Raw genomic sequence first — 26,206 nt, 5'->3', positions numbered from 1 at the left:
GGCCTAGTTTTTCTGCAACTGCTGCAGATATCTGCGCCGTTCGATGCGCAGTTGTTCGAGCTGCCGATCCACTTGCATTACGTCGGGATGCTGCTCGGTGTATTGCAGCAGCAGTTCGGTGCGCATGATACGCAACTCAACCTGTTTTTTGTCAAGGCCAGTCAGGTAGGCGTCCGCTTCACCGGGCAGTTTTTGCGTCGGGCGGGCGGTCTCGGTCGGTCCAGCTGACGGCTGGCTGTCCGTTGCCGCGTCTTCAGCCGGCTGTGGGGCGGCATCCTGCGAGTCGCTGACGGGCGGCGACGTGGGGGGGGACACCGGTTGCGGTTGCGGGGCGGGGGCAATGAAGTAGCCAATGACGATGATGCCCACCCCGATCAGCAGGAACACGGCGACCGGTGTGCCAAATGCCAGCATGGGTAGCAGGCGCGAGATGCGGTTGGAGGGGAGGGGCGCTGGCACGTGTGGTGCGGCCGGGACCAGCGCATGGAGGGCGTTGACCAGGGCGCGGGCATCCGGCCGCGTCTGTGGATTCTTGTCCAGCATGCGCGTCAGCAAACTGGCCAGTGCGCCAGGCAGCTGGGCGCGTAGCGACGTTGCAGGTGCGGGTGCCTCATGGATCACCCGATACACGATGGCCGGCAGGCTGCCACCGTCGAAGGCGTATTGCCCTGTGAGCATTTCGTACAACACGGCACCTAGCGAGAAAATGTCCGAGCGTCCATCGATCTCACGCCCCATCGCCTGTTCCGGCGACATGTAGCGCGGCGAGCCGAGCATCTGACCGGTCTGGGTGTGCTCACTGTTGAGGAGATGCGCGATGCCGAAATCGGTCAGCTTGACGCGCCCGCCCCGGCCGGTGACGACGACGTTGGAGGGTTTTATATCGCGGTGAATGACGCCGTGCTCGTGGGCGAACGCCAGCGCCCCGGCCATCTGCGTGGCAGTATCGAGCACCAGATCGAGTGGCATCGGCCCCTTGTCCATGATGTCGCGCAGCGTCGCGCCGGGAAGATACTCCATGGCGATGTAGGCGAGCCCGTCGGTTTCGCCGACGTCGTAGATGGTCACGATGTTGGGGTGCGACAGCCGCCCGGCGCTCTGCGCTTCGCGCAGGAATCGCGATTCCGCGTCGGCGCCTTCCTGGCGCAACTGTGCGATGGGCACTGTCTTGATGGCAACCGTCCGTTCGATCAGCGGGTCGCGCGCCCGGTAAACGGTGCCCATGGCGCCCTGGCCCACTTCATCGAGTATTTCGTAGCGGCCGATTTTCATCGGCGCGCGGATATCAGGACTGGCATTCAATAATCTGGCCTCGCAGCGTGCGGCTGTCCTCACCCATCAGATACAGATACCACGGCATCAGGTCGTCCACGCTGGGCAGGGTTCCGGGCGCCAGCCCGGGATGGGTGCGCGCGCGCAGGGTGGTCGCCACCTGTCCGGGAATCAGGGTGTTGATGCGCAGGTTTTCGTCCGCGCCGAGTTCGGCGGCCCAGATGCGGGTGAGGGTTTCCAGACCCGATTTCGCCACCGCATAGCCGCCCCAGTATGCGCTGGGTTGATGGCCATGGGTTTCGCCGGTGAACATCACCGAGGCATCCGGCGCCTGTTTCAGCAGCGGCAGGCAGGCACGGGTCAGTGCGAACGGCGCAATGAGATTGACCCGCATCAGGGTTTGCCACTGTTCCAGCGTCTGCAGTTCCAGCGGGGTCAGGCTGTAGAACTGGTGCGCGCTGTGCAGCAAGCCGTCGAGCCGCTTCAGGTGCTGCGCGATGGTGCCGGCCAGCGCCTCCAGGCTGCGGTCGTCGGCAGCGGCGAGGTCATACGGAAACATCGCAGGCTCCGGACCGCCTGCGGCCAGGATTTCGTCGTACACCGCTTCGAGCCTGGCTTCGTCGCGTGCCAGCAGGGCGACGGTGGCACCGTGGCGCGCAAACGCCAGGCTGGCGGCGCGGCCGAGCCCCGAGCTGGCGCCGGTGACGAGGATGACGCGGCCTGCGAGCAGATCAGGGCGAGGAGAGTAGTCTTTCATAGCTGTTCGAGTAAAGCGCGAGCCGATTGTACTCCGCTCAGTGTTGCACTTTCGAGGGTGGCGGGATAAGGACCGGCGGTGTAATCGCCTGCCAGAAAAATGCGCGGGTGCGCAGTGCGAACGGCGGGGCGCGCCATGTTGGGCACGCAGGCATAAGTCGCCTGCTTTTCGACGATGTGTTCGCGCCAGCGCGGCGGGCCGGGGCGGGCAATGCGCTGCAACTGGGCTGCGGCCTGATCCACCCAGTCCGCAGACAGGTTCGTCGCAGCGCTGGCAACCAACGCCAGCAAACCCGGCTGGCCATGGCTCTGGCCACGGTCGAACACGAATTGCGCGGGGCCGTCCGTCAGGGCGAACAGCGGTTTGTGCAGTCGAAAAGCCGGGTCGTATTGCACGTAAGCGGTGGCAATCGGCTGGTAGGCGTAGGCCGCCACCCCATGCAGCACGGGGCCGAGTTGCGGGATCGCGACAGCCAGCCCCGTCAGATGCTGCGGCGCGACGGCGAGGATGACGTGGCTGTAGGCAGCCGACCCATCGCGCGTTCCGACGGTGACGGCATCCGTTGCGGCCTCGAGCGTGGTCACCCGGCAGGGCAGGCGCACTTCGCCGCCGAGTTCGATGACCCGCGCGGCAGCCGGCGCGGGAAACAGCGCAGTCAGATCGCGGCGCGGCAGCAGTAGATCGCTGTGATGGGTGCGTCCGCCGAAGGCGGCGCGGATCATGTCGTGGAAGACCTTTGCGCTGGCCATGTCCGGCGGCGTGTTGAGGGCGGACACACAGAGCGGATGCCACAGCAGACGATTCAGTTTTTCGGGCTGGCTGCGGGTGAGCTGGCCGACGCTCAGATGGTCCGGCGTATCCGTGTTGTTCAGCAAGCCATGTGCCCAGCGGGCGGCGGCCAGCTTCTCGCGCCAGTTCAATCCCCTGGCACCGAGCAGCCCCGCCAGCAAATGCAGCGGGGCGGGCAGGCGCGGGCAGGCCAGGCTGAAATCCGGCGGCTGGTCGAGGGTGAGCGGCAGGCGCCACAAGCCCTCATGCGTCGTGGCGGGCTGCAGGCGGGCGATCAGCTGCAGCGTCTGTTCATACGCGCCGAGCAGGATGTGCTGACCGTTGTCGAGCCGCTGACCCTCGAGTTCGACTGCCCGGGCGCGTCCGCCCAGGGTGCGGCTGGCTTCAAACAGGGTGACGGCCACCCCCGCTTCGGCCAGCGTCAGCGCGGCAGCACAGCCCGCCCAGCCGCCGCCGACGACGGCGACGCCGGACTTCATGGCGCCAGATTTCATGGAAACAGCCAGGTTTTGCCGGCCAGCCACAGCTTGCGCATCGGCGTGAGCGAGACACGTGCGCGCAGCACGGGAAAATTGTCGCGGCGGATTTCGTCCAGCAGGGTGCGGTAAATCGCCGCCATCACCAGCCCCGGGCGCTGCGCACTGCGCGCGCTGGCGGGCAGTGCGGCGAGCGCGCTTTCGTAATGCGCGCTGGCGCGCTCGAACTGGAACTGCATCAGCGCCTGGAATTCGGGCGTGCTGCGGCCATTCAGAATGTCGGCCTCGGCGACGCCGAAGCGTGCCAGTTCATCCTGCGGCAGGTAAATTCGCCCGCGCCGCGCGTCTTCGCCGACATCGCGGATGATGTTGGTGAGCTGGAATGCGAGCCCCAGTTCGTGCGCGTAGCGGCGGATGTCGCGGTCGTCTTCGCTGCGCGGCCCACCGAAAATCGCTGCCGCAACTTCGCCCACCACACCCGCCACGCGGTAGCAGTAGAGGTTGAGCGACTTGAAATCGGGATAGCGCAGATAGTCGAGATCCATCGCCATGCCGTCGACGATCTCGAGCAGCAGGGCGACCGGGGCATTGCGGCCCTGCTGGGTGTCGAGCAGCGCGCGGGTCGCCGGATGCTCCGGTACGCCTGCCGCGAAACGGCCGATTTCAGCGCGCCACCAGTCGAGCTTGGTTTCGGCGATCTGGCGCTCATGGCATTCGTCCACCACGTCGTCGAGTTCGCGGCATAGCGCGTAAAACGCGGTGATCGCGCGCCGCGTGTCAGGTGGCAGAAAGACGAAGCTGTAGTAGAAGCTTGAGCCGCTGGCCGCGGCGCGTTCCTGGCAATACTGATGGGCGTCCATGCTTAGAAAATCCCGCGTCCGAGCATGACGATCCAGTCCTTTTTTGTCAGCACCGGACGCTTGTGGAACACGCAGCCGGGGTCGGCGTGCAGCTTGCGCAGGATGGTTTCACCGCCGAGGATGGTTACGCGCAGCTCGAGTCCGATGCGCCCCTTCAGGTGTCGGCCGAGCGGCGCGCCGGCCTGCAATAATTTGCGCGCGCGCTCGATCTGCTTGTGCATCATCATGTGCCACAGGCCGTGCGTGTCGCCCCGGGCGATTTGCGTTTCGCTGACGTGGTGCATGGCGAGCTCGTCCTGCGGCAGATAGATGCGGTCTTTCCGGTAATCGACCGCGATGTCCTGTAGAAAATTGATCAGTTGCAGGCTGCTGCAAATGGCGTCCGAATAGGCCAGGTGACGCGGGTCGCGGTCGCCGTACAGGTGCAGCATCAGGCGCCCCACCGGGTTGGCCGAGCGGCGGCAATAGTCCATGATTTCGCCGAAATTGGCATAACGGGTTTTTTCCACGTCCTGCGCGAAGGCCGACAGCAGGTCGCGAAAAGGTGAAATCGGAATGGCGTAATCGCGGATGGCTGCCGCAAGCGGAACAAAAACCGGATGGTGGGAGGGCTCGCCGCGCTCGATGCGATCCAGCTTGGCGTGATAGGCCGCCAGCTGTTCCAGGCGCGTGGCGGCAGGGGCATCGCCTTCGTCGGCAATATCGTCCGCGCTGCGGGCAAACCGGTAGATGGCTTCGACCGGCTTACGCAGCCGTTTGGGCAGCAACCAGGACGCAACAGGGAAATTTTCGTAGTGTTCGACCGGCACCGGCAACAAAAAAACGGAATGGGAATAATGACTTAGCTTGGATGCCGGGTTAGCTTGGGTGACAGCATCACCTTGATTATATTACACTTATTAGTTGATGGTTTTGCGGCTAAGCCGCGAGAGTGGCGGAATTGGTAGACGCACTGGATTTAGGTTCCAGCGCCGCAAGGCGTGGGGGTTCGAGTCCCCCCTCCCGCACCATCGGTTTTTTTGCGCTTCACCCATCCTTAAATTCAGCCAGGAAGTATTTTGATGCAAGCAAATCTTGAAGTTCTCGAAGGACTGGTCCGTCGCCTGGACATCAGCGTGCCCATGGACCCCCTGGAAACCGAAGTGCAAAGCCGCCTCAAACGCCTGGCACGCAACGTCAAGATGGATGGTTTCCGTCCCGGCAAGGCGCCGCTCGCCGCAGTGGCGCGTCAGCATGGCCCCGGCGTGCGCCAGGAAGTGCTGGGCGAAAGCCTGCAGGCCCGCTTTGGCGAGGCGGTGCAGGCCCACCAGCTGAAGATTGCGGGCTATCCGCGATTCGAGCCGAAAGCGGGGCAGACTGATACGACAGAAATGACATTCAGCGCCCGCTTCGAAGTCTATCCTGAAGTGAAGATCGACGATCTGGGCACGGCCAAGATCAGCCGTCCCGTCGTGGACCTGGGCGAAGCCGAGGTGGCGAAGACGCTGGAAGTGTTGCAGAAGCAGCGCCGTACCTTTGAGTCCACCGATCGCGCAGCGGCAACAGCCGATCTGGTCAAGTTCGACTACCAGGGGACGGTCGATGGTGCAGCGTTCGAGGGCGGCCAAGGCGAAGACTTTGCTGCGCTCATCGGTGAAGGCCGTCTGCTGCACGAGTTCGAGCAGAACCTGATTGGCACCAAGGCCGGTGACAGCAAGGGCTTCGACCTGACCTTCCCGGCTGAGTACCCTGCCAAGGACCTCGCGGGCAAGGTCGCGCATTTCGAAGTGCAGGTCAAAGACGTGCAGGCCCCCGTGATGCCGCCGGTGGACGCGGAATTTGCCAAGGCGCTGGGGGTCGAGGACGGCGACGTCGAGAAACTCAAGACCGAGGTGAAGTCCAACCTGGAGCGCGAGGTCAAACGTCGCGTGCAGGCGAAGCTGAAAGAGCAGACGATGGAACTGCTGTTGCAGAAAAGCACGCTGGATCTGCCGCAAAGCCTGGTGGCGGTTGAAACCGAGCGTCTGATGAAAATGACCGAAGCCGACATGCAGTCGCGCGGGGTTCAGACTGTGAAGCTTTCTGCCGATATGTTTACCGGACAGGCAGAACGTCGCGTGCGTCTCGGGCTGATCCTGGCCGAAATCGTGCAGGCGCATAAATTGGTGGCGCAGCCCGAGCAGATTCGTGCCCTGATTCAGGAGCAGGCGCAAAGCTACGAAGACCCGGATCAGGTGATGCAGTGGTACTACCAAAACCTGGAACGGATGCACGAGATCGAGTCCCTGGCGCTGGAAGAGAATGTGGTAGCATGGGTTGCAGGTCAGGCCCAAGTGGAAGACGTGACAACCTCCTTTGAAGAACTGATGGGACGTGCCTGATGCACATTGATTTTGAACGCGGTATTTCCAATTCGCAGCCCATCGAGCCGCAGGGTTTGGGGCTGGTGCCCATGGTCGTCGAGCAAAGCGGCCGGGGTGAGCGTGCCTACGACATCTACTCGCGCCTGCTCAAGGAACGAGTCATTTTCATGGTGGGCCCGGTAAACGATTCAACGGCCAACCTGGTGGTCGCGCAGATGCTGTTCCTGGAGTCGGAAAACCCCGACAAGGACATCTTCTTTTATATCAACTCGCCAGGTGGTTCGGTTTCGGCCGGGTTGGCGATCTACGACACCATGCAGTTCATCAAACCGGATGTGTCCACGCTGTGTATTGGCCAGGCGGCCAGCATGGGCGCATTCCTGCTGACCGCGGGCGCCCATGGCAAGCGCTACTGTCTGCCGAACTCGCGCGTGATGATTCACCAGCCGCTAGGCGGTTTTCAGGGGCAGGCATCGGACATCGCCATCCACGCCAAGGAAATCCTCTATTTGAAAGGGCGCCTCAACGACATGCTGGCCAAACACACCGGACAGAGCTTGGAAGTGATCGACCGTGACACCGATCGCGACAACTTCATGAGCGCGGACGAATCGGTGAATTACGGTCTGATCGACAAGGTGCTGACCAGCCGCATCGAAGCATCAGGCAATTAAGCAAGGAACGGGTATGGCAGACAAAGGCTCGAGCGACAAACTTCTTTACTGCTCCTTCTGCGGCAAAAGCCAGCACGAGGTGCGCAAGCTGATTGCTGGGCCGTCGGTATTCATCTGCGATGAATGCGTCGAGCTGTGCAACGACATCATCCGCGAGGAAATTCAGCAGGCCGACACCCATAAGAGCGGTGGTTCAGACTTGCCGACGCCGCACGAAATCAGCGGCATGCTCGATCAATACGTGATTGGTCAGGGCCAGGCGAAAAAATCGCTGGCGGTTGCGGTCTACAATCACTATAAGCGTTTGCGCAGCAACGCCGGCACGGGCGAAGTCGAGCTGGCCAAGAGCAACATCCTGCTGATCGGTCCGACCGGTTCGGGCAAGACCCTGTTGGCGCAAACCCTCGCCCGCACGCTGAACGTGCCGTTCGTGATTGCCGATGCCACCACCCTGACCGAGGCGGGTTATGTCGGTGAGGATGTCGAGAACATCATCCAGAAGCTGCTGCAAAAGTGCGATTACGATGTCGACAAGGCCAAGCAGGGCATTGTTTACATTGATGAAATCGACAAGATATCGCGCAAGGCTGATAACCCCTCGATTACCCGCGACGTGTCCGGCGAAGGCGTGCAGCAGGCGCTGCTGAAGCTGATCGAGGGCACCACCGCTTCGGTCCCCCCGCAGGGCGGGCGCAAGCATCCGAATCAGGAATTTGTCCAGGTCGACACCAGCAACATCCTGTTCATTTGCGGTGGTGCGTTCAGCGGGCTGGAAAAAGTGATTCGCGGTCGTACCGAAAAAGGCGGCATTGGCTTCGGTGCGCAGGTCAAGAATGTCGACGAAACCAAGCGCGATGTCGAACTGCTACATCAGGTCGAGCCCGAAGATCTCATCAAATACGGCCTGATCCCTGAATTTGTCGGGCGTTTGCCGGTTGTCGCAACCTTGGACGAACTGGATGAGGCCGCGCTGGTACAGATCCTGACCGAGCCGAAGAACGCGCTCACCAAACAGTTCGTCAAACTTTTCAAGATGGAAGGCGTCGATCTTGAATTCCGCGAGGAGGCACTGAATGCCATCGCCAAGCGTGCGCTGGCGCGCCGCACCGGCGCCCGCGGCCTGCGTTCGATCATCGAGCATGCACTGCTCGACACCATGTACGACCTGCCCTCCCTCAAGGGGGTCAGCAAAGTGGTGGTGGACAATGGGCTGATCAGCGGTGACGGCAAGCCCTTGCTGATTTATTCCGACCAGGGCGGCGAACAGCCGCTGGCTGCCGGCGCCTGAACATAGAATGGCTGACGGGGAACCTGTCAGCCATCTTGAATTCCAAACTATGCTCCCCAAGTATGGATGAGCGTGGTTGTTGCCGATTGATCGGCCATACAGCCGCGGCCTTCCCCTTGTGGGTGGAGCGTGGTTGAATGCCGCGCATCCTTTCCTCAACCTTTACCAGGAAATTATGATGAGCGACAACGTATCCAAGGAACAGGTCGATCTGCCGCTGTTGCCGCTTAGGGATGTGGTGGTGTTTCCCCACATGGTCATCCCCTTGTTTGTCGGCCGGCCCAAATCGATCAAGGCGCTGGAAACCGCGATGGAATCCGGCAAGAGCATCCTGCTGGTCGCGCAAAAGACAGCCGCCCAGGACGACCCCACGCCGGAAGACTTGTACGACACCGGCAGCGTCGCTACTGTCCTGCAGATGCTGAAGCTGCCAGACGGCACCGTCAAGGTGCTGGTGGAAGGCAATCAGCGCGCTCGCGTGCTGGACGTCACCGATGCCGAGACCCATCTCACCGCACGTGCCGAAATCCTGCCCGCCGAAGGCGAAGAACTGGTGGAAGTGGAAGCGATGCGTCGCGCCTTGCTGACGCAGTTCGACCAGTACGTCAAACTGAACAAGAAGATTCCGCCGGAAATCCTCACCTCGCTGTCGGGGATCGACGAGGGTGGCCGTCTGGCCGACACCATCGTTGCGCACCTGCCGCTGAAGCTGGAGCAGAAGCAGGAAGTGCTGGAGATGATTGGCGTCAACAAGCGCCTCGAACATCTGCTCGGCCTGCTGGAAGGCGAACTCGACATCCTGCAGGTGGAAAAGCGCATCCGCGGCCGCGTCAAGCGGCAGATGGAGAAGAGCCAGCGCGAGTATTACCTGAACGAGCAGGTCAAGGCGATCCAGAAGGAACTTGGCGATATCGAGGAAGGCGCCGAGTTGGAGGAGCTGGAAACGCGCATCAAGCAGGCCAGCATGTCCAAGGAGGCCGAAGCCAAGGCCATGGGCGAGCTGAAAAAGCTGCGCATGATGTCGCCGATGTCGGCCGAAGCCACCGTGATCCGCAGCTATATCGAGGCCATGGTCGGCCTGCCGTGGAAGAAGAAAACCAAGATCAGCAAGGACCTTGTCAAGGCCGAGCGCATCCTCGACGAGGATCACTACGGCCTCGACAAGGTCAAGGAACGCATCCTCGAGTATCTTGCAGTGCAGCAGCGCGTCGACAAGGTCAAGGCGCCGATCCTGTGCCTGGTGGGGCCACCCGGCGTCGGTAAGACCTCGCTCGGCCAGTCCATCGCGCGCGCGACCAACCGCAAGTTCGTGCGCATGGCGCTGGGCGGTGTGCGCGATGAATCCGAGATTCGCGGCCACCGTCGCACCTACATCGGTTCGATGCCGGGCAAGATTCTGCAAAGCCTGACCAAGGTCGGGGTGCGCAACCCGCTGTTCCTGCTCGACGAAGTCGACAAGATGGGGCAGGATTTCCGCGGGGACCCGTCTTCGGCGTTGCTGGAAGTGCTCGATCCCGAGCAGAACCACACTTTCCAGGATCATTACATCGAGGTCGAGTACGACCTGTCGGATGTGATGTTCGTCGCCACCGCCAACTCACTCAATTTGCCTGCGCCCCTGCTGGATCGTATGGAAGTGATTCGTCTGTCGGGCTACACCGAGGACGAGAAAATCAATATCGCAATGCGCTACCTGGTGCCCAAGCAGCTCAAGGTCAATGGCATCAAGGAAAGCGAACTTGCTATCGCCGAATCGGCCATTCGCGACATCGTGCGTTACTACTCGCGCGAAGCCGGCGTACGCAGCCTTGAACGGGAAATTTCAAAAATCTGCCGCAAGGCTGTCAAGGCCTTGTTGCTGAAGAAGCAATCGACCCGAATCTCGGTTACGTCGCGTAATCTGGAGAAGTACCTCGGCGTGCGGCGCTTCAGCTTCGGTGTCGCCGAACAGAACAACCAGGTGGGGCAGGTGACGGGGCTGGCGTGGACCGAAGTGGGCGGCGAATTGCTGACCATCGAGGCGGTTTCGCTGCCCGGACGCGGCAAGATGACCACGACAGGCAAGCTTGGCGAGGTGATGCAGGAATCCATCCAGGCCGCGTTGTCCGTGGTGCGCTCGCGTGCGCGCAAGTTGGGGATCCAGGACGACTTCTACCAGAAGCGCGACATCCACATCCACCTGCCGGAAGGCGCAACACCGAAAGACGGTCCGTCGGCCGGTGTCGCAATCTGCACGTCGATGGTGTCGATCCTCACCGGGATTCCGGTGCGTGCGGATGTGGCAATGACCGGCGAGATCACCTTGCGGGGCGAGGTGCTGCCGATCGGTGGGCTGAAGGAAAAGCTGCTGGCCGCGCATCGCGGCGGCATCAAGATGGTGCTGATCCCACAGGAGAACGTCAAGGATTTGACCGAGATTCCTGACAACATCAAGAACAAGCTCGATATTCATCCGGTCAAGTGGATCGACCAGGTGCTTGAATTGGCACTGGAACGTGCGCCCGAGCCCTTGCAGGATGAGCCTGAAGCGGAAACACCAGCAATCGCTGTGCCAGAAGAGAAAAAAACCACTGCCACGGCTATCAAACACTGAGTATTTTTCAAGCACTCTCCGCAATCCCGCGCCAGTCGCGGGATTTTTTCGTATGTGCCCGGAATACCGCTTGACACAAGGTTTTGCGAGTTGCTATAAAAGCGTCCACAGGGTTTTCCTGTACCACTTGAGTGAAGGGGACAACACGTGAACAAATCCGAATTGATTGATGCCATCGCCGACTCGGCTGACATTTCCAAGGCCGCTGCCGGCCGTGCGCTGGATGCAACGGTTGAAGCGGTCAAGAAAGCCCTGAAGAAGGGCGACATGGTGACGCTGGTGGGTTTTGGCAGCTTCTACGTCGGCAAGCGTGCCGCACGCACGGGTCGCAATCCCCGCACGGGCGCCGCCATCAAGATCAAGGCGGCCAAGGTGCCGAAGTTCCGCGCCGGCAAGGGCCTGAAGGACGCCGTCAATTAATAAAAAACGCAGATTGCATTTGGCAAGGCCCGGAATTTATTGTAGAATCTTGGGCTTCGTCGGGTGCTTAGCTCAGCTGGTAGAGCGTCGCCCTTACACGGCGAATGTCGGGGGTTCGAGCCCCTCAGCACCCACCAGCTGGGCATTAGAACAAGCCGCCGGATCTCAGGCAGCATAGCGTTTTACGCTGACGATTTTTGCAGTACCAGGGAGTGGTAGTTCAGTTGGTTAGAATACCGGCCTGTCACGCCGGGGGTCGCGGGTTCGAGTCCCGTCCACTCCGCCAACACCAAAAAGGCGAACGCGAGTTCGCCTTTTTTCATTTCACCCAGCGTCTTTTCATCACAACAAGGCGAGACGCAGGACGCAAAGTGCGCGAAAATTCGCGCTGGCTTTTTTTTCGGAGTAGAAGACCGTGCTCGAAGCAATCCGCAGGCATGCAAAAGGCTGGCTGGCAAAAGTCATACTGGCCTTGATCATCGTTACCTTCGCCCTGTTTGGCGTGGACTCCTACATGTCGGGCGACAAGAGCGGCGGGGTGGTCGCCGAGGTCGGCGATGTGGGGATTTCGCGTGAAGATCTGACGCAGGAAATCCAGGCACAGCGTGACCGCATGCGCGAGACGCTCGGCCCCGCGTTTGATCCCGCCGTCACCGAAACAGTCGAATTCCGCAGGCAGGTGCTCGACAGCCTGGTCGAGCGCCGTGCGCTGCTGCTGGACGCACAAAAACTCAAGTTCCTGGCACCCGATGCGTACATTGCATCGTTGCTGGGGCAGATTCCTGCCTTTCAGCAGGACGGCGCGTTTTCACAGCCGCGTTATGAGGCGGTATTGCGCCAGAATGGCCGCACGCCCGCCCAGTTTGAAAATGAACTGCGCCAGTCCTTCATGCTCAAGGCCATCACCAGTCCGGTTTCGCTCGCGGCCTTCCCCTCGAACACCTCGATGACACAGATTGCCCGCTTGGTGGCGCAGCAACGTGAAATCGCCTGGACGGATCTGCCGGCATCTGCGGTGGCATCGCAGATCCAGGTGACGCCCGCCGACGTGGAGCAGTATTACGCAGCCAACCGGGCCGAATTCACCGAGCCCGAGCAGATTCGTGCCGAATACCTGATGCTGGACATCGACAGCGTGGCGGCGGGAATCACGGTGAGCGACCAGGCAGTGGCGGATTATTACGCGGCCAACGCTGCGCGGTTCGGGCAGCCCGAAATGCGTAGCGCGAGCCATATCCTGATTGCCGCGGATAAAAATGCGGACGCGGCCACGCGCGCCCAGGCCAAGGCAAAGGCGGCCGAGTTGGTTCAAATCCTGCTGCAGGCTCCGGGACGCTTCGCCGAACTGGCCCGTGCCGAGTCGGCGGATCCTGGCTCGGCTGCGCAGGACGGCAGCCTCGGCAGCTTTGGTCGCGGCATGATGGTCAAGCCTTTCGAGGACGCCGTGTTCAGCATGAGACCCAATGAAATCCGCGGACCGGTAGAGAGCGATTTCGGCTATCACATCATCCGCCTGGATGTCATCCAGGCTGCGCAGACCGCGCCGTTGTCGGCGGTGCGCGCAGGGGTAGTGGACGAGCTGCGCAAGCAGCAGGCGCAGAAGGCTTTTGCCGATCTGGCTGACAACTTCAGCAACCTGGTGTATGAAAACGCGGCATCCTTGCAGCCTGCGGCGACAGCGGCCAAGCTGACCGTTCAGCAAAGCGACTGGATGACCGCCATGAATGCGCCGCCGCCCTTCAACCATGCCGGGCTGTCGGCCGCGCTGTTCAGTCCTGAGTCGATCAATTCCAGGCAGAACACCGAGGCCATCGAGGTGCAGCGCGGCAGCCTGGTGGCGGCGCGGGTGGCGGAGCATCGCCCGGCACGGCTGCGTCCGCTGGCCGAGGTGTCGGCGGCGATCGAGGCCAGGCTGCGCGCTGCGCAGAGCGGGCAGCTGCTGGCGAGGAAGGGCGAAGCCATCATCGAGGCATTGGCCAAGGGCAACGAGGCGGGTTTGAGCTGGTCAGCCTTTCAGGTGGTGAGCCGTCAGCCTTCGGCCGAACTGGACGCCGCCGGCGTCAAGGCGGTGTTCCGGGTGAACGCGGACAAGCTGCCGGCCTATACCGGCTTTGCGCGCGCAGACGGTTTGTATCGCATCGTGCGGGTGAGCCGTGTGCTGGAGGCGCCTGAGCTGGACCCCATGCTGCTGGCGTCGATCGAGTCCGGCGTCATGCAGGCGCAGCAGCGCGCGGACATGGAGGCGATGGTTGCGCTGATCACTGCAGGGCAGAAGGTGAAAATCAAGCCGGGCGCGATCGAAGGCAGATAAGCCGAATTGCCCCCAATAAAAAACGCGCCTTCGTGGCGCGTTTTTTATTGGGGGGCAGGAAACGAGTCAGTTCTCGGCGCCGGCGGTGGAATTGAAGCCGGCGTCGACATAGGTGATTTCGCCGGTGATGCCCGAGGCCAGGTCGGAAAGCATGAAGGCCGCCACGTTGCCGACTTCGTCAATCGTCACGTTGCGGCGCAGCGGTGCATTCTTGGCAACCATGTCGAGCTTTTCGCCGAAGTTGGCGATGCCGCTAGCGGCCAGCGTCTTGATCGGTCCGGCCGACAGCGCGTTGACGCGGATGCCCTTTGGACCGAGGCTTTGCGCCATGTAGTACACGCTGGATTCCAGGCTGGCCTTGGCCAGGCCCATGACGTTGTAGTTGGGCACGGAGCGAATCGCGCCGAGGTAGGTCAGCGTCAGCAGCGCGGCCTGGCGGCCTTCCATCATCGGCAGCGCGGCCTTGGCCAGCGCGGCGAAGCTGTACGAGCTGATGTCGTGGGCGATGCGGAAGTTTTCGCGGGTCACCGCAGAGAGAAAATCGCCGGCCAGGGCTTCCTTGGGCGTAAATGCGATCGAATGCACCAGGCCGTCGAGGCCGTCCCAGTGTTTGCCGAGTTCGGCAAACAGGGCGTCGATCTGCTCGTCGCTGCCGACATCGCACGGGAAGACCAGGCTGGAACCGAATTCCTTGGCGAATTCGCTGACGCGATCCTTGATGCGCTCGCCCTGGTAGGTAAAGGCCAGTTCGGCGCCTTGGCGCTTGCATGCGGCGGCGATGCCATACGCGATCGAACGATTGGAAATGACGCCGGTGATCAGCAAACGTTTACCAGCAAGAAATCCCATGATGGTCTCGAAGAAGTTGTGTAATTCGGGATTATAACGGCTGACGCTGGCGGCGCGCTTGGGTACACTTGCGCCATGGTGCGCATCGGGGAAATTTTATTGAGGGCATGGCTGCTGGGCCTGGGCATGAGCCTGATGGCAGGCTGCTCCGACAGCTGGAACAACCCCTACCCGGGCAGCGAAGCCAACGCCAATGTGCTTTACAGCGCATTTTCCGAGCGCCCCAAGCACCTCGATCCGGCACGCTCCTACAGTTCGAACGAAGTGGAGTTCACCGGGCAGATCTACGAGCCGCCGCTGCAATACCACTTTCTCAAACGGCCCTACACGCTGATTCCGCTGACCGCCGAGGCGGTGCCGAAGCCGCAGTATGTGGACGCGGCGGGCCACGCGCTGCCGGACGACGCGCCGGCAGCGAGCATTGCCGAAAGCGTCTACGAAATCAGCATCCGCCCAGATGTCCGCTACCAGCCGCATCCGGCGTTCGCGCGCGATGCGGCTGGGCGTCTTCGCTATCACGCGCTGGATGCCGCCGCGGTGGCGGGCATCACCGGTATCCATGATTTTGCGCACACCGGCACCCGTGAACTGGTGGCGGCGGATTACGTGTACCAGATCAAGCGGCTGGCCAATCCCCGGCTCAGCTCGCCGATTTTTGGCCTGATGAGTGAGCACATCGTCGGCCTGAAGGCGCTGGGCGAGGCGCTGGAGAAATCGGCCCGGGACAACCCCGATGCGGAACTGAAGCTCGATGATTTCCCGCTCGTCGGTGCCGAAGTGGTGGATCGGCACACCTACCGCATCCGCATCAAGGGCAAGTACCCTCAATTCACCTACTGGCTGGCGATGCCGTTCTTTGCCCCGGTTCCGTGGGAGGCCGAAGTTTTCTACGCGCAGGCAGGCATGGCCGACAGGAACCTCACGCTCGACTGGCAGCCGGTCGGCACCGGGCCCTACTATCTGGCCGAGAACGACCCCAACCGACGCATGGTGCTGAAGAAGAATCCCCATTTCCACGGCGAAACCTATCCCGCCGACGGCGATGCGGAAGACCGCCAGGCCGGGCTGCTGGCGGACGCCGGCAAGACGCTGCCGTTTGTCGAGGAAGCCGTCTACAGTCTGGAAAAGGAAACCATTCCCTACTGGAGCAAGTTCCTGCAGGGCTACTACGACAGCTCCGGCATCAGCTCCGACAGTTTCGACCAGGCCGTGCAGTTCTCGTCGGGCGGCGATCCGCAGCTTACAGACAGCATGCGCGAGCAGGACATCCACCTCATCACTGCGGTGGCGGCTTCGCTCTGGTATGTCGGCTTTAACATGCTCGATCCGGTGGTGGGGGGCTTGAGCGAAGACCGCCAGAAACTGCGGCAGGCGCTCTCCATCGCGTTCGACTACGACGAATTCATTTCGATTTTTCTCAACGGCCGCGGCATTCCCGCGCAGGGGCCGATCCCGCCCGGGCTGTTCGGCTATGTCGAGGGCGTGGCCGGGCTGAATCCCTACGTGTACGAGGCGCGCGACGGCGTCATCCAGCGCCGCTCGATCGAGACCGCCCGGAAACTGCTGGGCGAGGCGGGTTATCCGAACGGCCGCGACGCCAAAACCGGCGCCCCGCTGGTGCTGTATTTCGACACCATGGCGAGCGGGCCCGATGCCAAGTCGCGGCTCGACTGGATGAAGAAGCAGCTCGACAAGCTCAACGTGCAGCTGGTGGTGCGCGGCACCGACTACAACCGCTTCCAGGACAAGATTCGCAAGGGCAATGCACAGCTGTTCGAGTGGGGCTGGAACGCCGACTATCCCGATCCGGAAAATTTCCTGTTCCTGCTGTACGGCCCGCACAAGAAAGTTGGCAGCGGCGGCGAGAACGCGGCCAACTACGACAACCCGGAATTCAACCGCCTGTTCGAACGCATGAAGGACATGGACAACGGCCCCGAGCGCCAGCAGGTGATCGATGCCATGCTGGAAATCGTGCGCCGCGACGCCCCCTGGATCTTCGCCTATTATCCGAAGTCCTTCGGCCTGCGCCATGGCTGGGTGCACAACGTCAAGCCCAACCTGATGGCCAACAACACGCTCAAGTACCGCCGGATCGACCCGGGTCTGCGCGAGGCCCGGCGCGACGAATGGAACCGCCCGGTGCTGTGGCCGATTGTGCTGCTGCTTGCCGCGCTGGTCGCTGTCATCGCGCCGGCGGTGATCGCGTGGCGGCGGCATGAAAGGAAAACCGCCTGATGCTGGCCTACATCCTGCGCCGTCTGCTGTACGCGATCCCGATCCTGATCGGGGTGAACCTGTTGACCTTCACGCTGTTCTTCGTCGTCAATACGCCGGACGACATTGCACGGCTGCAGCTCGGCGCCAAGCACGTGACGCCGGAGGCGATCGAGCGCTGGAAGGTCGAGCACGGCTACGACAAGCCGCTGATGCTGAATGCTGCGGCTGCGGGGAGTGCGCAATTCACTGACACGATTTTCTTCAAGCACTCGGCCGCCATGTTCGTCTTCGAGTTCGGCAAGGGCGACGACGGCCGCAACATCGGCAACGAAATCCGCACCCGCATGGGGCCGAGCCTGGCGATCGCGCTGCCGGTGTTCGTCATCGGCCTCTTGGTCAACATCACCTTTGCCCTGCTGATGGTGTTCTTCCGCGCCACCTATCTCGACCTGTGGGGGGTGGTGCTGTGCGTGGTGCTGATGTCGATTTCGGGGCTGTTCTACATCATCGCCGGTCAGTATTTCATCGCCAAGCTGTGGAACCTGCTGCCGATCTCGGGCTTTGCCGGCGGCATCGATGGCATCCGGTTCATCCTGCTGCCGGTGCTGGTCGGCGTAGTGGCGGGCATTGGCAGCGGCTCGCGCTGGTATCGCACCATCTTCCTTGAAGAAATCGGCAAGGACTATGTGCGCACTGCGCGCGCCAAGGGCCTGGGCGAGGTGCGCGTGCTGTTTCGCCATGTGCTAAAGAACGGCATGATTCCGATCTTGACCGGTGCGGTGGTGGTGCTGCCGCTCCTGTTCATGGGCAGCCTCATCACCGAATCCTTCTTTGGCATTCCTGGGCTGGGCAGCTACACCATCGACGCGATCCAGGCGCAGGATTTCGCCGTGGTGCGCGCGATGGTGTTCCTCGGCTCCTTCCTCTATATCGTCGGCCTCATCCTCACCGATATTTCCTATTCCTGGGTCGATCCGCGGGTGAGGCTGCAATGAATCAAAAACTTTTACCACAGAGACACAGAGGCACAGAGAAGGGCTTTAAGCGCTTGAATTGTGCTGGGAATGGTCACGGAATAGCGGGCAATCGCACGGTGTCGTCGCATTGTCACGGTTTTTCTCTGTGCCTCTGTGTCCCAAGGGATACCGTCCCTGCGGGACATATCTCTGTGGTGCAAGGGTTTTCTTCAAAATGACCATCCACCCTGTCATCCTGTGGACCGATGCGCTGATTTTTGCGCTGCTGGCAGCGGTGCTGGTGCTGGTGTGGCTGATCCGCCGCCAGGAACACCTGCGCGCGCCGTGGCGGGTGGTGGCACAGCGCCCGATGGCGATGGGGGCGGCGCTGGTGCTGGGCGTGTTCGTGAGCATCGGCCTGCTCGATTCGCTGCATTACCGCGCGCAGCTGCCCGACAGCCCGGCCGATGCACCGCAGTATTCGGTCGAGGTGCTCTCCGTCTTCGACGCGCTGGTGGACGGGCTGCGCGCGCGGCAGGAAAAAACCTACTCGGCGCCGCTGGCGATGCAGCTGTACGCCAAGGAATTCGTGCAGCGTGACGGTGTGACGGTGCGCGACTCCTCACGCCTGCAACACGGCGGCGCGCACCTCGCGCAGGCGGACGCGCGCCTGCCAGACATCACCCGGCGCGCGCTTGCCGGCGCCGCGCAGGGTGCGCTGGCGAGCCTGCTGGTCTTTGCCGGGCTGGCCGTGTGGCAGGCGCGTCGCATGCAGACGTCGCCGGGTGCGTGGCTGGCGGCCTGGCGCGGCGGGCGCCTCGACTGGCCGGCGCGGACGGTCGTTCTGATGGTGGCGACGATGCTCATGCTGGGCGGGGTCATGATGCAACTTGCGGCCGGCTACCACGTCTTCGGCACCGACAAGGTCGGGCAGGACGTGCTCTACATCAGCCTCAAGAGCATCCGCACCGGGCTGGTGATCGGTACCCTGACCACGCTGGTCACGCTGCCGCTGGCGATCGGTTTCGGCATCGCCGCCGGATATTTCCGTGGCTGGGTGGACGACGTCATCCAGTACGTCTACACCGTGTTGAATTCGATTCCCGGGGTGCTGCTGATTGCGGCGGCGGTGCTCATCGTGCAGGTCTACATCGAATCCAACCCCGATATTTTTGATACCGCCGCCGCGCGCGCCGACATCCGCCTGCTGGCGCTCTGCCTCATCATGGGCGTGACCAGCTGGACCGGTCTGGCGCGTCTCTTGCGCGGCGAATCGCTGAAGCTGCGCACCCTCGATTACGTCGAGGCGGCACGCGCCTTCGGCGTATCGAATGCGCGCATCATCAGCCGCCATATCTTTCCCAACGTGTTTCACCTGGTGCTGATCGCCATCGTGCTCGATTTCTCCGGCCTGGTGCTGGCCGAAGCGGTTTTGTCCTACATCGGCGTCGGTGTTGATCCCGCTATGTACAGCTGGGGCAACATGATCAATGGCGCGCGCCTTGAGTTGGCGCGCGAGCCCGTCGTCTGGTGGCAACTCGGGGCGGCGTTTGCCTTCATGTTTACCCTGGTGCTGGCCGCCAACCTGTTTGCCGACGGCGTGCGCGATGCCTTCGATCCACGCCTGGGAGGCCGGCGATGAAGCCGCTGCTCGAGGTCCGCGATCTTGTCACCGACATCGGCCCGGCACGTGTGGTCGATGGCGTGTCGTTCCACGTCGCGGCGGGGGAAACCTACGCGCTGCTCGGCGAATCGGGCTGCGGCAAGTCGATGACGGCGCTATCCCTCATGAGATTGCTGCCGGACGGCGGGCGCGTGAGCTCGGGGGCGGTCGAGCTGGGTGGGGAAAACGTGCTGGGCCTGCCCGAACGCGACATGCGGCGCGTGCGCGGCGGGCAGATGGCGATGATTTTTCAGGAGCCGATGCTGGCGCTGAACCCGGTCATCAAGGTGGGCGAGCAGATCGGCGAGGCGCTGGCGCTGCATCAGAACCTCGGCGGACAGGCCGCGCGCGAGGCCGCGCGCGGCCTACTCGATGCGGTGGGCGTGCCGGATGCGGTGCGCCGGCTCGACACCTATCCGTTCGAACTCTCGGGTGGTCTGCGCCAGCGGGTGATGATCGCGATGGCGCTGGCCGGCCAGCCCCGACTCCTGATCGCCGACGAGCCGACCACGGCGCTCGATGTGACCATCCAGGCGCAGGTGCTCGATGTGCTGCGCAGGCTCAAGACCGAGCGGCAGATGGGCATGCTGCTGATCACCCACGACCTCGGCGTGGTGGCCGAGAACGCCGATCGTGTGGGCGTGATGTACGCCGGCGAGCTGGTGGAGGAGGGCGGCCGCGACACATTTTTCGCGTCTCCGCAGCATCCCTACAGCCGCATGCTGTTCGACGCGCTGCCGCGCCCCGGCGACGGCGGCCGGCTGACCACGATTCCTGGCCAGGTGCCGCCGCTCGACGGATCGCTCGTCGGCTGCCGCTTTGCGCGGCGCTGCCCGTTCGCGATTGCGCGCTGCCGCGACGAATCGCCGGACTGGCAAACGATCAACGACCAGCGCGTACGCTGCCATCTGGCGGGTACGCTGCCGGCGCGCATCGAGCGCGAGGTCACCGCGCAGACGACGGCCCGGGCAGCCAAAGCGCTGCTGCAGGTGGAGGGCCTCAAGGTGCATTTCCCGATCCGGCGGGGCCTCATCCAGCGCACCGTCGGTCATGTGCGCGCAGTCGACGACGTGGCATTGAGCATCCAGGCGGGCCGCACACTGGCGCTGGTGGGCGAGTCGGGCTGCGGCAAGACCACGGTGGGCAAGGCGCTGCTGCGGCTGGTCGAGCCGACCGCGGGCAGCATCGTGCTGGGCGGCGAGACGATCACCGCGAAGAATGCGTCCACTCTGCGGCGGCAGGCGCAGATGGTGTTCCAGGATCCGTTCAGCTCGCTCAATCCGCGCATGCGGGTGGCGGATATTTTGCTGGAAGGCATGGACGCCCTAGGCGTCGGCGCGGCCGGCGAACGCCGCGACGCGGTGGCGCAGCTGCTGAATCGGGTGGGGCTGCCGGACGATGCCGGCGGGCGCTATCCGCATGCGTTCTCCGGGGGGCAGCGGCAGCGCATCGCGATTGCGCGGGCGCTTGCGGTATCGCCGCGGCTGGTGATCTGCGACGAGCCGACCAGCGCGCTCGACGTGTCGGTGCAGGCGCAGATTCTGAATCTGCTGAAGGACTTGCAGGACAGCCTGGGGCTGGCCTACCTCTTCATCACCCACAACCTCTCGGTGGTCGATTATCTGGCGCACGACGTGGCGGTGATGTACCTCGGGCGCATCGTCGAACACGGCGCCGCCGTCGCCGTGCTGCGCGCGCCGCGCCATCCCTATACCCTGGCGCTGGTCAGCGCGGTGCCGCGCATCGAGGCGCAGACCGGGCCGGGCATCATTCGCCTGGCGGGCGACCAGCCTTCGCCGCTCAACCCGCCGGACGGCTGCCATTTCAATCCGCGTTGCCCATACGCAAGCGAGGTATGCCGGCAAACGTATCCCGGGCAGACGGATCTTGGAAATGGGCATTGGGTGCGCTGCCACTGGGTAGCGGGACAGGTTTAGAGATTTTGGTACGGAGATTCAATTGAAAACCAGCAAACGCAGTCACAATTTCTGGATCGGCAACGGTGTTCTGACCGTAGCGATGCTGACGCTGTTTTTCATGGGCACTCTGTCTGAAGCGCTGGGCATCTGGGCGGCGGTGCTATGGATGGTGCTGGCGGCCGTGGGCATGGCGCTGGTGATGTCGGACAAGCGCGAAGAACCGCCTGCGCCCGACTGAATCGGGACCTGCCCCGCTTACGAAGCCGCGCCGGCTTCGACGCGACGTTGATCAGGGCTGACTGATGACGACCGTCTGCCCCACGCGGATCGTGCTGCTCTTCTTGAAGACCGGATTCCACGCCTTGATGTCAGCCAGGCTGATCGCGAAACGCTGCGCAATGGCGAGCAGGGTATCGCCGCGCTTGACGGTGTAGCGAGCCGGCTGAGCCGGTTCGCGGATACGCGGCGTGTAGGCGACGGGCTGGATGGCGCCGGTTTCGCTGGCGGCCGGCGCGTGCAACGGCAGGCGGATGGTTTGGCCGACTTTGACCTGGGTGCCGAGTCGGGGATTGGCCGACTTCAATGCCGCCATGCTCAATCCATAATGGCGGGCGAGGCCAGACAGGGTGTCGCCACGCTGTACGACATGACGGGTCGGTGCCGCTGCAGAGGCAAGCAGGCCGTCTTTCGCCGTGATTGCGCCGCGGCCCTTGACCGGAACCAGGATGGTCTGCGCGCTCACCAGTTTGCCGTTTTTCGTGTGCAACTGGTTGTGTTCTTCAAGGCGGCCGAGGCTGACGTCAAAGCGCTTGGCAATGGCTGCGGGGCGCTCGCCCTTTTGCGCAGCGTAGGGCCGCCAGGTGTCCCAGCTGCCGGTTTCCAGGTTGCGCTGGAAGGTGTCGGCCTTGCCGACCGGCAGCAGCAGGTTGACCGGGGTGTCGGAACGGATGAGTTTGCGCAGGAAGGCGGCGTTTAGCGCAACGAACTCGTCGCTGCTCATGTCTGCCAGGCGCGCGGCGGAATGAACGTCCATGTCGGCATGGACGGTGACCTGGTTGAAGTAGGGCTGGTCCGGCAGTTGCTCGATGGCGATGCCGTACGGTTCAGGCTCACGTATCAGGCTTTTCAGCGCCAGCAGTTTGGGAACATAGTGCCGGGTCTCGTTCGGCAGCGTCAGGCTGGCGTAGTCGGTGGGCAGTCCCAGCTGCACATTTTTCCGGATGGCGCGGGCGACGCAGCCCTCGCCACAGTTGTAGGCCGCCAGCGCCAGCTGCCAGTCGCCAAAGTCGAGAAAAAGCTTGCCCAGGTAGTCGAGCGCGGCATCCGTGGCCGCGGTGAAGTCGCGCCGGCCGTCGTACCAGGTGTCCTGCCTGAGCCCATAGTGAAGCCCGGTGGAGGGGATGAACTGCCAGATGCCGGAGGCGGCGGAGGATGACAGCGCAACGGGATTGAATGCGCTTTCGATCATCGGCAGCAATGCGATTTCCATCGGCATGGCACGCCGGTCGAGCTCCTCGACGATGTGGTACAGAAAGGGCCGCGAACGCTCGGCCAGACGGCGCACGTTTTCCGGCCGGGCGGCGAACCAGGATTCGTGAACGGCAACCAGCGGGTTCTGGGAGGCGGCTTCGTCGACCCCGAAACCGCTGCGGATGCGCTGCCAGACATCGTTGTGGCTGGCTTCGGCGGTGGTTTCGTTGTCTCCCGTGACGCTGGCGGTATCGTCGTGCCACACCGGAACCGGAATTACTGGGGGGGCTTCGTGTGCGTCCAGCGTTTGCGGGCTGGCGCTGGATTCTTCGGCATGCGCCGGACAATTGAATAGCAGCGCCAGCACAGCCAGGCTGAACAGGTTTGATTTGATGTCGGCCAACTTGATTCCGGGCAAGGCGGTCTCCCGTACTCAGCAAGGCCTTCATCCTAAATGCCCGGATGGGGATCGGTCAACCGTCCCAGGCGTCCTTGGCGGCGCGAATCGCGCCGAACACCTCGGCGGGGGCGGGATGCGGGCGTTTCAGATAGCGGGTGGCAAAAGCCGTCATGGCGGGGTCGTGAAAGCGCAGGAACGGGTTGGTGGCTTTTTCCAGCGCCAGGGTCGAGGGCAGGGTGGGACGGTTTTGCGCGCGCAGGGCGCGGTCGGCGCGTTCGCGTGCCAGCAGCGCGAGATTGTCGCCATCGATGGTTTTGGCAAAGTCAATATTGCTCAAGGTGTATTCGTGCGCGCAACAGACCCGGGTAGTATCGGGCAGCGCTAAAATGGCATCGAGGCTGGCGGCCATCATCGCGGGGCTGCCTTCGAACAATTTGCCGCAGCCGCAGCCGAAAACGGTATCGCCGCAAAACAGGCAGCCGTGGCCGACATAGCTGATATGGTCGAGCGTGTGGCCCGGCGTGGCCAGTACCTCGAAATGCAGGCCCGGCTCCGGGATATCCACTGAATCGCCGCCGCGCACGGTGTGGGTGACCGCGGGAATGCGCGGGTTGTCGGGTGCGTAGATAGCACAGTCGTAACGTTGACGCAGGGGGATGTTGCCGCCAGTATGGTCGCGGTGGTGGTGGGTGATCAGCACCGCGGTCAAGGCGAGTTGATGGGCGTCGAGAAACGCGATCAGCGGCGCCGGATCGCCAGGGTCGATCGCAACCGCGTGGTGCTCGTCGTGCCACACCCAGATGTAGTTGTCTTCGAACGCGGGCAGGGAAATGAGTGTCAACATGTTAGGTCTGCCGGACAGGAGGAGTCGCTATGTTATCCAAGCTGGATGGCGAATGGTTTGAAACGCCGCTGGGGCAGCATCTGCTGTTCCGCGAGCAACGCTATTTCGATAATGCCGTGTCGGATGTGTTCGGTTTCAACGCGGTTCAGGTCGGCCTGCCGCACATCGACTTCCTGCGCAACAGCCGCATTCCGTTGCGCGTGACCTGCGCGGTGGAAACCCCTGCCCAGGTACGGGCCGATCCCATGTTCATGCCGTTCGAGAGCCAGTCGCTCGATCTGCTGCTGCTCCCGCATGTGCTCGAATTCAGCGCCAACCCGCATCAGGTGCTGCGCGAGGCCGAGCGCGTTTTGCGGCCGGAAGGCCGCCTGGTGCTGGCCGGCTTCAACCCGCGCAGCCTGTGGGGTCTGGCGCGCGTGTTGCTGGGGGGCGAACGCGGCTATCCGTGGAATGGGAACTTCCTGAATATTTCGCGGGTGAAGGACTGGATGGCCTTGCTTGGATTCGAGGTGGCGGCAGGCAGCATGTGCTGCTACCGCCCGCCGATCAACCGCGAATCCTGGCTGCGGCGGATGCGTTTCATGGAGCCGGCGGGCGACCGCTGGTGGGCCATGGGCGGCGGCGTGTATTTCCTGCAGGCGGTGAAGCGCGTGCAGGGCATGAATATCATTTTGCCGCAGTGGAAAACGCCAGTGGCACGACGGCTGCTGGCGCCTGCGGCGAAGGTGATCAATCTCAAACACTATCGGACACATCGTGAACGCTGACACCATTTACATATACAGCGACGGCGCCTGCAAGGGCAATCCCGGCGCCGGCGGCTGGGGCGCCCTGTTGGTGACGAACGGGCATCGCAAGGAAATCTGCGGCGGCGAGGCCAACACCACCAACAACCGCATGGAGATGACAGCGGTCATTCGCGCGCTGGAGTCGCTGAAGCGCCCGTCCACGGTCGAGGTTCACACCGATTCGCAATACGTGCAAAAAGGCATCAGCGAATGGATGACCGCTTGGAAGCGGCGCAACTGGCGCACCGCTTCTGGCCACCCGGTGAAGAATCAGGATCTGTGGCTGCAACTGGATGCCTTGAGCCAGTTGCACCGCATCGAGTGGAAATGGGTGCGCGGACACAACGGCCATCCGGAAAACGAGCGTGCCGACGAACTGGCCAACCAGGGCGTCTTGCAGGCGCAACAACCCTAAACATGCGACAAATCATTCTCGATACCGAAACCACCGGCCTCGACCCCAAACAGGGGCATCGCATCATTGAAGTGGCGGCAGTGGAAATGGTCAACCGGCAGTTCACCGGCAACCACCTGCACCGTTACGTGAATCCGGATCGCGACATCGACGCCGGGGCGATGCAGGTGCACGGAATCACCCCGGAATTCCTGCAGGACAAGCCGCGTTTTGCCGACATCGCGCACGAGTTCGTCGATTTCATTCAGGGCGCCGAACTCATTATTCACAATGCGCCATTCGACGTCGGCTTTCTCAACATGGAACTGCGCCTGCTGGACATGGCGCCGCTGTCCAACTGGTGCGACGCCGTGACCGACACCCTGGCGATGGCCAAGGCGCTGCACCCCGGCCAGCGCAACAACCTGGATGCGCTGTGCAAACGCTATGGCGTGGACAACGCGGCGCGTACGCTGCACGGCGCATTGCTCGACTGCGAACTGTTGGCGGCGGTGTATCTGGCGCTGACGCGCGGACAGGAAAGCCTGTCAATCGGGCTGGAGGCGCGCAGCGCGCAGGCCGATCAGGCAGCCGCGCGCGCGCGCCCCAAGCCCGTGCTGTTGCAGGCGTCGGGTGACGAGCTGGCCGCGCATGCCAGCCTGCTTGAGGCCATTACCCAGGAAAGCAAGGGCGCATGTCTGTGGCGCGCGGAGCAGGGGGTGGCTTGACAGCTTGCTTGTCGCGCAGATGACCACACTCCAGCGTATCGTGCGAATGGGGCTGACTTGCGTCTGTCTGGCCCTGGTGTCGGCGCAGGCTGTCGCTGCACGGGTGGCGGTGGTCTTGAGCGACGATTCGGCGCCGTATCAGGAGGTCTATCAGGTCATCCGCGCCTATCTGGACGACACGGCCCATGAGGTT

Annotated in this window: 22 protein-coding genes and 3 tRNA genes; 17 read left to right on the top strand and 8 right to left on the bottom strand. The window is 62.9% G+C overall.

What is annotated here, in order from left to right; all coding sequences use genetic code 11:
- Nucleotides 1–3 precede the first annotated feature (3 nt).
- Genes ABW22_RS08980 through hpnC form a run of 5 tightly spaced genes read right to left on the bottom strand, consistent with a single transcriptional unit; the run spans nucleotide 4 to nucleotide 4,921 of the window.
- Nucleotides 4–1,302: a serine/threonine-protein kinase gene (locus tag ABW22_RS08980; RefSeq protein ID WP_237763284.1), complete on the bottom strand. Its 1,299-nt coding sequence runs from the start codon at nucleotides 1,300–1,302 to the stop codon at nucleotides 4–6.
- Nucleotides 1,286–2,029 (bottom strand): SDR family NAD(P)-dependent oxidoreductase, encoded by a 744-nt coding sequence (locus tag ABW22_RS08975; protein ID WP_059755129.1) that lies wholly within the window; start codon nucleotides 2,027–2,029, stop codon nucleotides 1,286–1,288. Before ABW22_RS08975 ends, ABW22_RS08980 begins: the two co-directional genes overlap by 17 nt.
- Nucleotides 2,026–3,312 carry a hydroxysqualene dehydroxylase HpnE gene (gene hpnE / locus ABW22_RS08970; protein ID WP_237763283.1) on the bottom strand — a complete coding sequence of 429 codons (1,287 nt, stop codon included), beginning with the start codon at nucleotides 3,310–3,312 and terminating at the stop codon, nucleotides 2,026–2,028. The genes ABW22_RS08975 and hpnE overlap by 4 nt, the downstream gene beginning before the upstream one ends.
- Nucleotides 3,309–4,154: a presqualene diphosphate synthase HpnD gene (hpnD, locus tag ABW22_RS08965; protein WP_059755122.1), complete on the bottom strand. Its 846-nt coding sequence runs from the start codon at nucleotides 4,152–4,154 to the stop codon at nucleotides 3,309–3,311. Before hpnD ends, hpnE begins: the two co-directional genes overlap by 4 nt.
- Before the next feature lie 2 nt (nucleotides 4,155–4,156).
- The gene (gene hpnC, locus ABW22_RS08960; protein ID WP_419184923.1) at nucleotides 4,157–4,921 is read right to left on the bottom strand and encodes a squalene synthase HpnC; all 765 of its coding nucleotides are present in this window, start codon (nucleotides 4,919–4,921) and stop codon (nucleotides 4,157–4,159) included.
- Nucleotides 4,922–5,079: 158 nt separating this feature from the next.
- On the opposite strand from hpnC, the gene ABW22_RS08955 reads away from it, so the two are divergent.
- From ABW22_RS08955 to ABW22_RS08915, 9 genes are all read left to right on the top strand, one after another.
- Nucleotides 5,080–5,164: transfer RNA gene (locus ABW22_RS08955), tRNA-Leu, on the top strand.
- A 51-nt stretch (nucleotides 5,165–5,215) separates the two neighbouring features.
- A complete protein-coding gene (tig, locus tag ABW22_RS08950) occupies nucleotides 5,216–6,514 on the top strand; it encodes a trigger factor (RefSeq protein ID WP_059755119.1) in 1,299 nt (432 codons plus the stop codon).
- Entirely contained in the window at nucleotides 6,514–7,170 is a 657-nt protein-coding gene (gene clpP / locus ABW22_RS08945) for an ATP-dependent Clp endopeptidase proteolytic subunit ClpP (protein ID WP_059755117.1), read from the top strand. Before tig ends, clpP begins: the two co-directional genes overlap by 1 nt.
- 13 nt (nucleotides 7,171–7,183) lie before the next feature.
- The gene (clpX, locus tag ABW22_RS08940; protein ID WP_059755114.1) at nucleotides 7,184–8,458 is read left to right on the top strand and encodes an ATP-dependent Clp protease ATP-binding subunit ClpX; all 1,275 of its coding nucleotides are present in this window, start codon (nucleotides 7,184–7,186) and stop codon (nucleotides 8,456–8,458) included.
- A gap of 175 nt (nucleotides 8,459–8,633) precedes the next feature.
- Nucleotides 8,634–11,051 (top strand): endopeptidase La, encoded by a 2,418-nt coding sequence (lon, locus tag ABW22_RS08935; protein WP_059755110.1) that lies wholly within the window; start codon nucleotides 8,634–8,636, stop codon nucleotides 11,049–11,051.
- 147 nt (nucleotides 11,052–11,198) lie between these two features.
- Nucleotides 11,199–11,471 carry an HU family DNA-binding protein gene (locus ABW22_RS08930; protein ID WP_059755106.1) on the top strand — a complete coding sequence of 91 codons (273 nt, stop codon included), beginning with the start codon at nucleotides 11,199–11,201 and terminating at the stop codon, nucleotides 11,469–11,471.
- 61 nt (nucleotides 11,472–11,532) lie between these two features.
- Nucleotides 11,533–11,608 (top strand) — tRNA-Val (locus ABW22_RS08925).
- 72 nt (nucleotides 11,609–11,680) lie between these two features.
- A tRNA-Asp gene (locus ABW22_RS08920) sits at nucleotides 11,681–11,757 on the top strand.
- 129 nt (nucleotides 11,758–11,886) lie between these two features.
- The gene (locus tag ABW22_RS08915) at nucleotides 11,887–13,782 is read left to right on the top strand and encodes a SurA N-terminal domain-containing protein (protein WP_059755101.1); all 1,896 of its coding nucleotides are present in this window, start codon (nucleotides 11,887–11,889) and stop codon (nucleotides 13,780–13,782) included.
- A 66-nt stretch (nucleotides 13,783–13,848) separates the two neighbouring features.
- Here ABW22_RS08915 and fabI read toward each other — a convergent pair whose 3' ends face one another.
- Nucleotides 13,849–14,631 carry an enoyl-ACP reductase FabI gene (fabI, locus tag ABW22_RS08910; protein ID WP_059755097.1) on the bottom strand — a complete coding sequence of 261 codons (783 nt, stop codon included), beginning with the start codon at nucleotides 14,629–14,631 and terminating at the stop codon, nucleotides 13,849–13,851.
- A 75-nt stretch (nucleotides 14,632–14,706) separates the two neighbouring features.
- On the opposite strand from fabI, the gene ABW22_RS08905 reads away from it, so the two are divergent.
- The 5 genes from ABW22_RS08905 (at nucleotide 14,707) to ABW22_RS08885 (ending at nucleotide 21,627) form a co-directional block, all read left to right on the top strand.
- Complete coding sequence (locus ABW22_RS08905; RefSeq protein WP_059755093.1) at nucleotides 14,707–16,869, top strand: ABC transporter substrate-binding protein; 2,163 nt, start codon at nucleotides 14,707–14,709, stop codon at nucleotides 16,867–16,869.
- Nucleotides 16,869–17,846 carry an ABC transporter permease gene (locus ABW22_RS08900; protein WP_059755089.1) on the top strand — a complete coding sequence of 326 codons (978 nt, stop codon included), beginning with the start codon at nucleotides 16,869–16,871 and terminating at the stop codon, nucleotides 17,844–17,846. Before ABW22_RS08905 ends, ABW22_RS08900 begins: the two co-directional genes overlap by 1 nt.
- A 196-nt stretch (nucleotides 17,847–18,042) precedes the next feature.
- Nucleotides 18,043–19,449 carry an ABC transporter permease gene (locus tag ABW22_RS08895; RefSeq protein ID WP_059755086.1) on the top strand — a complete coding sequence of 469 codons (1,407 nt, stop codon included), beginning with the start codon at nucleotides 18,043–18,045 and terminating at the stop codon, nucleotides 19,447–19,449.
- Nucleotides 19,446–21,407, top strand: a complete 1,962-nt coding sequence (locus ABW22_RS08890; RefSeq protein WP_059755072.1) for an ABC transporter ATP-binding protein — start codon at nucleotides 19,446–19,448, stop codon at nucleotides 21,405–21,407. Before ABW22_RS08895 ends, ABW22_RS08890 begins: the two co-directional genes overlap by 4 nt.
- A gap of 22 nt (nucleotides 21,408–21,429) precedes the next feature.
- Nucleotides 21,430–21,627: a hypothetical protein gene (locus ABW22_RS08885; protein WP_082708654.1), complete on the top strand. Its 198-nt coding sequence runs from the start codon at nucleotides 21,430–21,432 to the stop codon at nucleotides 21,625–21,627.
- Nucleotides 21,628–21,678: 51 nt separating this feature from the next.
- Here ABW22_RS08885 and ABW22_RS08880 read toward each other — a convergent pair whose 3' ends face one another.
- Nucleotides 21,679–23,277, bottom strand: coding sequence for a LysM peptidoglycan-binding domain-containing protein (locus ABW22_RS08880; RefSeq protein ID WP_059755065.1), 1,599 nt, complete (start codon nucleotides 23,275–23,277; stop codon nucleotides 21,679–21,681).
- A 55-nt stretch (nucleotides 23,278–23,332) separates the two neighbouring features.
- Nucleotides 23,333–24,103, bottom strand: coding sequence for a hydroxyacylglutathione hydrolase (gene gloB / locus ABW22_RS08875; RefSeq protein ID WP_059755060.1), 771 nt, complete (start codon nucleotides 24,101–24,103; stop codon nucleotides 23,333–23,335).
- A gap of 29 nt (nucleotides 24,104–24,132) precedes the next feature.
- Here gloB and ABW22_RS08870 point away from each other — a divergent pair, with 29 nt between their 5' ends.
- The 3 genes from ABW22_RS08870 to dnaQ are packed head-to-tail and all read left to right on the top strand — an operon-like array spanning nucleotide 24,133 to nucleotide 26,013.
- Nucleotides 24,133–24,870 carry a class I SAM-dependent methyltransferase gene (locus tag ABW22_RS08870; protein WP_059755057.1) on the top strand — a complete coding sequence of 246 codons (738 nt, stop codon included), beginning with the start codon at nucleotides 24,133–24,135 and terminating at the stop codon, nucleotides 24,868–24,870.
- Complete coding sequence (gene rnhA, locus ABW22_RS08865; RefSeq protein ID WP_059755053.1) at nucleotides 24,860–25,306, top strand: ribonuclease HI; 447 nt, start codon at nucleotides 24,860–24,862, stop codon at nucleotides 25,304–25,306. Before ABW22_RS08870 ends, rnhA begins: the two co-directional genes overlap by 11 nt.
- A 2-nt stretch (nucleotides 25,307–25,308) precedes the next feature.
- Nucleotides 25,309–26,013 carry a DNA polymerase III subunit epsilon gene (dnaQ, locus tag ABW22_RS08860; RefSeq protein ID WP_059755050.1) on the top strand — a complete coding sequence of 235 codons (705 nt, stop codon included), beginning with the start codon at nucleotides 25,309–25,311 and terminating at the stop codon, nucleotides 26,011–26,013.
- The last annotated feature ends 193 nt before the right edge of the window (nucleotides 26,014–26,206 follow it).

The sequence above is a fragment of the Thiobacillus denitrificans genome, from assembly GCF_001530125.1.
GTDB lineage: Bacteria > Pseudomonadota > Gammaproteobacteria > Burkholderiales > Thiobacillaceae > Thiobacillus > Thiobacillus denitrificans_C.
Note: the sequence above shows the minus strand (reverse complement) of the source record. Positions and strands in the feature narration are given on the sequence as shown.

What these genes read in the sequence shown, in the direction of transcription:
- ABW22_RS08975 (WP_059755129.1), bottom strand. Translation starts at nt 2,029, where the DNA reads ATGAAAGACTACTCTCCTCGCCCTGATCTGCTCGCAGGCCGCGTCATC.
- hpnE (WP_237763283.1), bottom strand. Translation starts at nt 3,312, where the DNA reads ATGAAATCTGGCGCCATGAAGTCCGGCGTCGCCGTCGTCGGCGGCGGC.
- hpnD (WP_059755122.1), bottom strand. Translation starts at nt 4,154, where the DNA reads ATGGACGCCCATCAGTATTGCCAGGAACGCGCCGCGGCCAGCGGCTCA.
- tig (WP_059755119.1), top strand. Translation starts at nt 5,216, where the DNA reads ATGCAAGCAAATCTTGAAGTTCTCGAAGGACTGGTCCGTCGCCTGGAC.
- clpP (WP_059755117.1), top strand. Translation starts at nt 6,514, where the DNA reads ATGCACATTGATTTTGAACGCGGTATTTCCAATTCGCAGCCCATCGAG.
- clpX (WP_059755114.1), top strand. Translation starts at nt 7,184, where the DNA reads ATGGCAGACAAAGGCTCGAGCGACAAACTTCTTTACTGCTCCTTCTGC.
- lon (WP_059755110.1), top strand. Translation starts at nt 8,634, where the DNA reads ATGATGAGCGACAACGTATCCAAGGAACAGGTCGATCTGCCGCTGTTG.
- fabI (WP_059755097.1), bottom strand. Translation starts at nt 14,631, where the DNA reads ATGGGATTTCTTGCTGGTAAACGTTTGCTGATCACCGGCGTCATTTCC.
- ABW22_RS08905 (WP_059755093.1), top strand. Translation starts at nt 14,707, where the DNA reads ATGGTGCGCATCGGGGAAATTTTATTGAGGGCATGGCTGCTGGGCCTG.
- ABW22_RS08900 (WP_059755089.1), top strand. Translation starts at nt 16,869, where the DNA reads ATGCTGGCCTACATCCTGCGCCGTCTGCTGTACGCGATCCCGATCCTG.
- ABW22_RS08895 (WP_059755086.1), top strand. Translation starts at nt 18,043, where the DNA reads ATGACCATCCACCCTGTCATCCTGTGGACCGATGCGCTGATTTTTGCG.
- ABW22_RS08890 (WP_059755072.1), top strand. Translation starts at nt 19,446, where the DNA reads ATGAAGCCGCTGCTCGAGGTCCGCGATCTTGTCACCGACATCGGCCCG.
- gloB (WP_059755060.1), bottom strand. Translation starts at nt 24,103, where the DNA reads ATGTTGACACTCATTTCCCTGCCCGCGTTCGAAGACAACTACATCTGG.
- ABW22_RS08870 (WP_059755057.1), top strand. Translation starts at nt 24,133, where the DNA reads ATGTTATCCAAGCTGGATGGCGAATGGTTTGAAACGCCGCTGGGGCAG.
- dnaQ (WP_059755050.1), top strand. Translation starts at nt 25,309, where the DNA reads ATGCGACAAATCATTCTCGATACCGAAACCACCGGCCTCGACCCCAAA.